Genomic DNA, 5,495 nt, shown 5'->3' with positions numbered 1-5,495 from the left:
GGCGAATTGGTGTACTGGGTTCAAGGACGGGTTAACTACCGCGACATCTTCGACAAGTCCCATTACACGAACTTCACCGCCAGACTGTGGCTTCCTGATGGAATCTTCTCGTTCGTGTTGGAAAAGGGTTACTCCGATGGAGACTAGCGCCAGCGCACACGCCAGCCCGACCGAGATGAATCCATGGTTGCGGGCGCCATGGCTGAGCGGGTAAGGCTTCACCCCCGGCACACTCCGCGCCAAGGCAGGGGAACCGGCGCGGCGAACTAGACCACTACCCGGCTCGGATACAATAGGCGCCCGACGCCAATCGGCGGGGCAATCCGTGGCAAGTCAGGAGTGCTGATGATTCCAGAAAGCCGCTTCGTCCACGTGGCGCCGACCGGCGCCATCACGCCGCTCGCGAGCCTCGCCGACGCCCTGGCCGCCCATGCCGGTGGCGGCGGCTACATCTGGCTCGACTACATCAATCCGTCGCGCGAGGACCTTCTGGCGCTGGTCGATCCGCTGGGCCTGCACCCGCTCGCCATCGAAGACTGCCTCGACGAAGACCAGGTCCCCAAGATGGAGGAGTATCCGGGCCATACGTTTCTCCTCTTCAATCACTTCGAGATGGAGGGAGAGGCCCTGAGGATAGAGGAAGTGGACTACTTCGTCGGCCCCTCGTTCTTGATCTCCGTCGCGGCGCATGCCCGGACGCCGATCCGGCGCGACCGGCTTGAGAAGCGGCTCGCCGTCGAGCGGGCCGCCCTGGGGCGCGGTCCCGACTCTCTCCTCCACCTGTGTCTCGACGTCATCGTTGACGGCACACTGCCCGCCATCGAGAACCTGCAGGACGACCTCGACCGGACCGAGGAACAGACGCTGACGCGGGAGCGCGATGCCGTCGATCCGAGCGATCTGGTGGACCTGCGGCGCAATCTGCTGCTGGTGCGCAAGAGCCTCTTTCATGAGCGCGAGGTGCTCATGAAGATCTGTCGGGGCGGCTCACCCAACGTCAGCGACGCGAGCACGTATCACTTCCGCGACGTCTACGATCATGTCGTGAAGTTCGTGGAGGAGATCGAAGAGTGCCGCGACATGATCGCCACGCTGCTGGAGGTGCAACTCGCCCTGGCGAACAACCGGCTCGCGCTGGTCGGCAACCGCACCAATCACGCGGTGCGGCGGCTCACGTTCATCACCACCGTCTTCATGCCGCTGTCGTTCCTGGCTGGCGTCGGCGGGATGTCCGAGTGGAGCATGATGACCGGCCCGCACAACTGGCGCATCGCGTACCCGCTGTTCCTTGCCGCGATGGCCTCAATCGGCGCGGTGAGCTACTGGATCCTGAAGTGGCTCGACCGTCGGGGCGAAGTCCGCGATGGTCGCTAGCGCCGGAACAGGTACGCGAGCTTCACGAAGAAGCCGTCGCTCGTCCGCGTCAGACGGGCGGTCGGGTCGAGCACGCGGTCGCGCGCCAGGCTGCTGCCGTAGCCGAAAAACGCCACCGTGCCCGGCGTCGGCTCAAACGACACGAGCCAGTCCATGCGCAGGCCGTCCACGCGTTCTGGGCCCGCGAGGCTCCCGTTCACCTGCAGCGGCATCCCCGTCGTCGGATCCTGAAGCCCGACGCGCCGCTCCACTCGATACTCCGTGATCAACCTGAAGAATAGCGCCCGGTTGGGTTGGTACTCGAGTTTGATCCGGGGGATCGTCGTCCGCGCGAACTCAACTCGATCTCGATCGCGCTCGATGCGCGACGACACGAGGCTGACATCGATGCGGGCCGACGAGGTGGGCCGCAACCCAACCGTCGTGGTCACCCGTGTCTCACTCCCGTTCGACGCTTCCGCAAAGATCGCCGTGCCCGCGCGCTTCACCTCGACCTTCGCATTGATCTTCTGAAACACGGGCGTGGTCACGCTGTACGTACCGCTCCAGTTGGTCACGCCGCCTGGCGGCGCAAAGGCCGAAGTCGCGCCATCGGGTTGTCGCACGGCGTACGCCTGGTACATGGCCGGCTCGAACTGCACGAAGTCGCGGCTGACTTGGGCGCCCAACTGCCACCCGCCGCGCAACTGGGCCGTCATGTGAGACTGCTCGCCACCTTCGATCGTGCCAGTGTGCCCGAACGACGCGTACCGCCACACCCGCTGCGGTCCGAAGAACACCGACAGATTCTCAAGCCAGGCGCCGCGTTGCCCGTAGTAGGTGAACCGGTTGGACGCGTGGAATTCGACGATGTCACTGCGTGGCACGTAGCCGGACTGCGTCTCGAACGCCTCGCCGAAGCCTACCAGCTTGTAGTTGAAGCCCCACCGGCGCGCCGTGCGATCGAACTCGGCCTGCCACATCGGCGAGCTGCTGACCGCACCGTCGCGCTCGGTCCACGATCCGCCGATCTGGCCGAGCACATAGTAGAGGCGCCCGAACACATAGCGCGCGTCGGCGGCCACGACCCGGTTGAAGGCGCCGTTCGATTCGCGATCGGTAAACGTGAGGCCCGCGAGCGAATCTGAGCCGAAATCCTGGCGGAGGCGCGCGACGTTCACCCACGCGTGTCCGTCAGCCGTGCTGTCTGCCGCCGACAGCAGGGCGATGCCGGTCCTGCCGACCTTTCCTGTGAGTTTTCCGCCGGCGATCGGATCGACGATCTGGCGCGAGTAGACCAGCTGGTTCGGCGTCGCAAACAGCTCGATCCCTTCAAGGAAGAACGGCCGCTTCTCGGCGAAGAAGAGCGCGAAGCGCTCGTTGACCGTCACCTGGCTCGCGTCAGATTCGACCTGGCTGAAGTCGGGATTCACCGTGGCATCAACCGACAGGTTGGTGAATCCAAGCCTGAGGTTCGCCCCCGGACTGATGTCCGTCCTGTCCCGCACGAACTGACCCGCTCCGTTCAGCGCGGCATTCGACGACGCGGTGACGAACGGCTGGATCTCGGTCACGACCCCGCGCTGCAGATCGTGCAACCCCTCCATCGTCCCCGCCTGGGCCAGAAAGCTGGCCACGCGCTTGGCATCGGTCCACGTGTCCTCGCGTCCGGTTCGCTGCGTCTTTCGGGAGAGGTTGATGCCCCACCGCTGCGGCGCGCCGCCCGGATAGCGCAGGCTCTTGAAGGGAATGCGCACTTCGACGACGTAGCCGTCGGGAGTGAGCCGGCCCTTCGAATCGAACTGGTAGTCGGGATTCAGATCGATGGTGCCGCCGAACATGCTGCCGGCATTGAAGCCGCCTTCCGTCTGGACGCCGTCTTCCTGCGAACCGAGAGGATTGACGCCAAAGACGAACGCCCGGCGGCGATCACTAAATGTGTCGAGGAAGATGCGGACCCAGTCGTCCTGACTGATGTTGTCGCGATCGGCGACCGTGGCGCGAATCGATCCGGGCACCGAGTCGTGCGCGATGATGCCGATGTACAGCGCGCTCGGCGAATAGAACAGGAGCGCCTCGGTCTGTTCGCTCGCCGGCTGGCTGTCGACCGGGCGATACTCCGAAAAGCCGACCAGGCGCGTTGCCTGCGACCACGCGGGCTCGTCGAGCTGGCCGTCAACGGCGATCGGTGCGTCGATTCGGGGGATCGAGAACGTCGGAGATCCGCGGCCCTCTACGACGACGGTCGACGGGGCTTGAGGCGGCACGGCAGGGGGAGGCGGCGCGGCACTGGAAGCCTGAATGAGTCCGAGACACAAGAGAAGTACGGTCATATTTCAATCAGTTCGATTGGCGCGAAGATGTGCACCGCGTGGGGACGGTCTACAGTAGTTTACCCTTCGACGGTTGTTGAGTGGCGCACAAAGAGGGCATTTCTGAAGCCGTCAAACCAGCTGCGGGTCTTCCGTTGCCGTCCGCCAGAAGGGCGAGCTCAGGGTGAACGCCGCCGGTCACGCCCGATCAGCCAGGCCGCCAGGTTCTGAACTCAGTTCCTTTTCGTCACCCCGGCGAAGGCCGGGGGCCAGCCAGCGAAGAACTCTCTGTAGCGTTGCGACCATCCACGCTGGCATAATCGCCCGTCATGGGCCTCTCCACGATCGACTATCTCGTCCTGGCAGCGTATCTGGTTGGCACCGTTCTGTTCGGCGCGTGGTTCTCGCGAAGCCAGCGCAACGTCAAGGACTACTTCGTCGGCGGCCGCACGGTGCCATGGTGGGCCATCACGGGATCGATCGTGGCAACCGAAACCAGCACGGTCACCTTCATCAGCGTGCCCGGCTTAGCCTACGCGGGCAACTGGACGTTTCTCCAGCTGGTGATGGGCTACATGATCGGACGAATCGCCGTCAGCATCATCTTCGTTCCGGCGTACTTTCGCGGCGAACTGCTGACCGTCTACCAGTTGCTCGGACAGAGATTTGGCGGCAGCGTCAAACGGTTTGCCGCGGGCCTGTTTCTGATTACGCGGAGTCTGGCGGATGGCGTGCGGCTGTTCGCCACGGGGCTCGTACTTGCCGCGCTCTTGCTGTCGACGCCCGGCATCGAAGACGCGGCGCGCGCGTGGGCGCCTGGATGGAACCCGACGTTCACCATCCTGGTGGCGTCTGTCCTGGTCATGGGCGCCCTGACAATTTTGTATACCTACCTCGGCGGGATGTCCGCGGTCATTTGGACCGACGTTATTCAACTCGTCATCTATCTGGTGGGAGCCGGCGTGGCGTTGGTCATCCTGCTGATGCGAATTCCAGGTGGATGGACCGAGGCGGTTCGCGTGGCGGCAGAGACCGACAAGTTCCGGGTCTTCGACTTTACGTGGGACGTGGCGCGCAGCTACACGTTCTGGTCGGGCGTCGTCGGCGGGGCGTTCCTGACGACCGCCACGCACGGCACCGACCAGTTGATGGTGCAGCGGTACCTGTGCAGCCGTTCGCCCCGCGAGGCGCGTGTCGCGCTGCTGGCCAGCGGCGTGCTGGTCTTCGCTCAGTTCGTCCTGTTCCTGCTGATCGGCACGCTGTTGTACGTGTTCTACACGGGGGCCGGAAGCGCCGAGGTCACCGCGTTCACGCTGAACGGAAGACTGCAGACGGATCGGATCTTCCCCCACTTCATCGTCACCCACCTGCCTCCGGGATTGATCGGGCTCGTGGTCGCGGCGATCTTTGCCGCCGCCATGTCGACCCTGTCATCGTCTCTCAATTCATCGTCTGCGACTGCGATGGCCGATTTCTACATGCCGGCGTTCGCTCGCAGCGACGGGCATTACCTCCGCGTGTCGCGGTGGCTGACCGCCGGGTGGGGTCTCATCCAGATCGCGGTCGCGATCGCGGCCATCCAGTTCTCGAACCGGGCGGTCGACGAGGTCCTCGGCATCGCCTCGTTCACCAACGGCATCATTCTGGGCGTGTTCCTGCTGGGCACGTTTGCCCCGCGCGTGCGGCAGCGCGCGGCCTTTGTCGGCATCGCGGCCGGGACGGCTGTCATGCTCACCGTCAAGCTGATGCAGCTCACCTCGTGGCAGTGGTACGTGCTGATCGGGTCGGTCGTTACATTCGTCGTCGGTTTGCTGGCAAGCCTCGCGAGCG

General features: G+C 64.5%; 3 protein-coding genes. 2 read left to right on the top strand and 1 reads right to left on the bottom strand.

Annotation, left to right across the window (positions count from 1 at the left end):
- Positions 1 to 345 precede the first annotated feature (345 nt).
- The gene (locus NTV05_07025) at positions 346 to 1,374 is read left to right on the top strand and encodes a magnesium transporter CorA family protein (protein ID MCX6544154.1); all 1,029 of its coding nucleotides are present in this window, start codon (positions 346 to 348) and stop codon (positions 1,372 to 1,374) included.
- Here the strand turns inward: NTV05_07025 and NTV05_07020 are convergent.
- Complete coding sequence (locus NTV05_07020; protein MCX6544153.1) at positions 1,371 to 3,686, bottom strand: DUF5916 domain-containing protein; 2,316 nt, start codon at positions 3,684 to 3,686, stop codon at positions 1,371 to 1,373. The two genes, NTV05_07025 and NTV05_07020, sit on opposite strands and share 4 nt — an antisense overlap.
- A gap of 308 nt (positions 3,687 to 3,994) precedes the next feature.
- Here NTV05_07020 and NTV05_07015 point away from each other — a divergent pair.
- On the top strand, positions 3,995 to 5,495 hold a 1,501-nt coding region (locus tag NTV05_07015; GenBank protein ID MCX6544152.1), incomplete at its 3' end, for a sodium:solute symporter.

The organism is Acidobacteriota bacterium (genome assembly GCA_026393755.1).
GTDB lineage: Bacteria > Acidobacteriota > Vicinamibacteria > Vicinamibacterales > JAKQTR01 > JBAXOX01.
This window is presented reverse-complemented; position numbering and strand designations above follow the sequence as displayed.

Bases quoted from the DNA above. Each gene is read 5' to 3' on its own strand.
- NTV05_07025 (MCX6544154.1), top strand. From the start codon at position 346: ATGATTCCAGAAAGCCGCTTCGTCCACGTGGCGCCGACCGGCGCCATC.
- NTV05_07020 (MCX6544153.1), bottom strand. From the start codon at position 3,686: ATGACCGTACTTCTCTTGTGTCTCGGACTCATTCAGGCTTCCAGTGCC.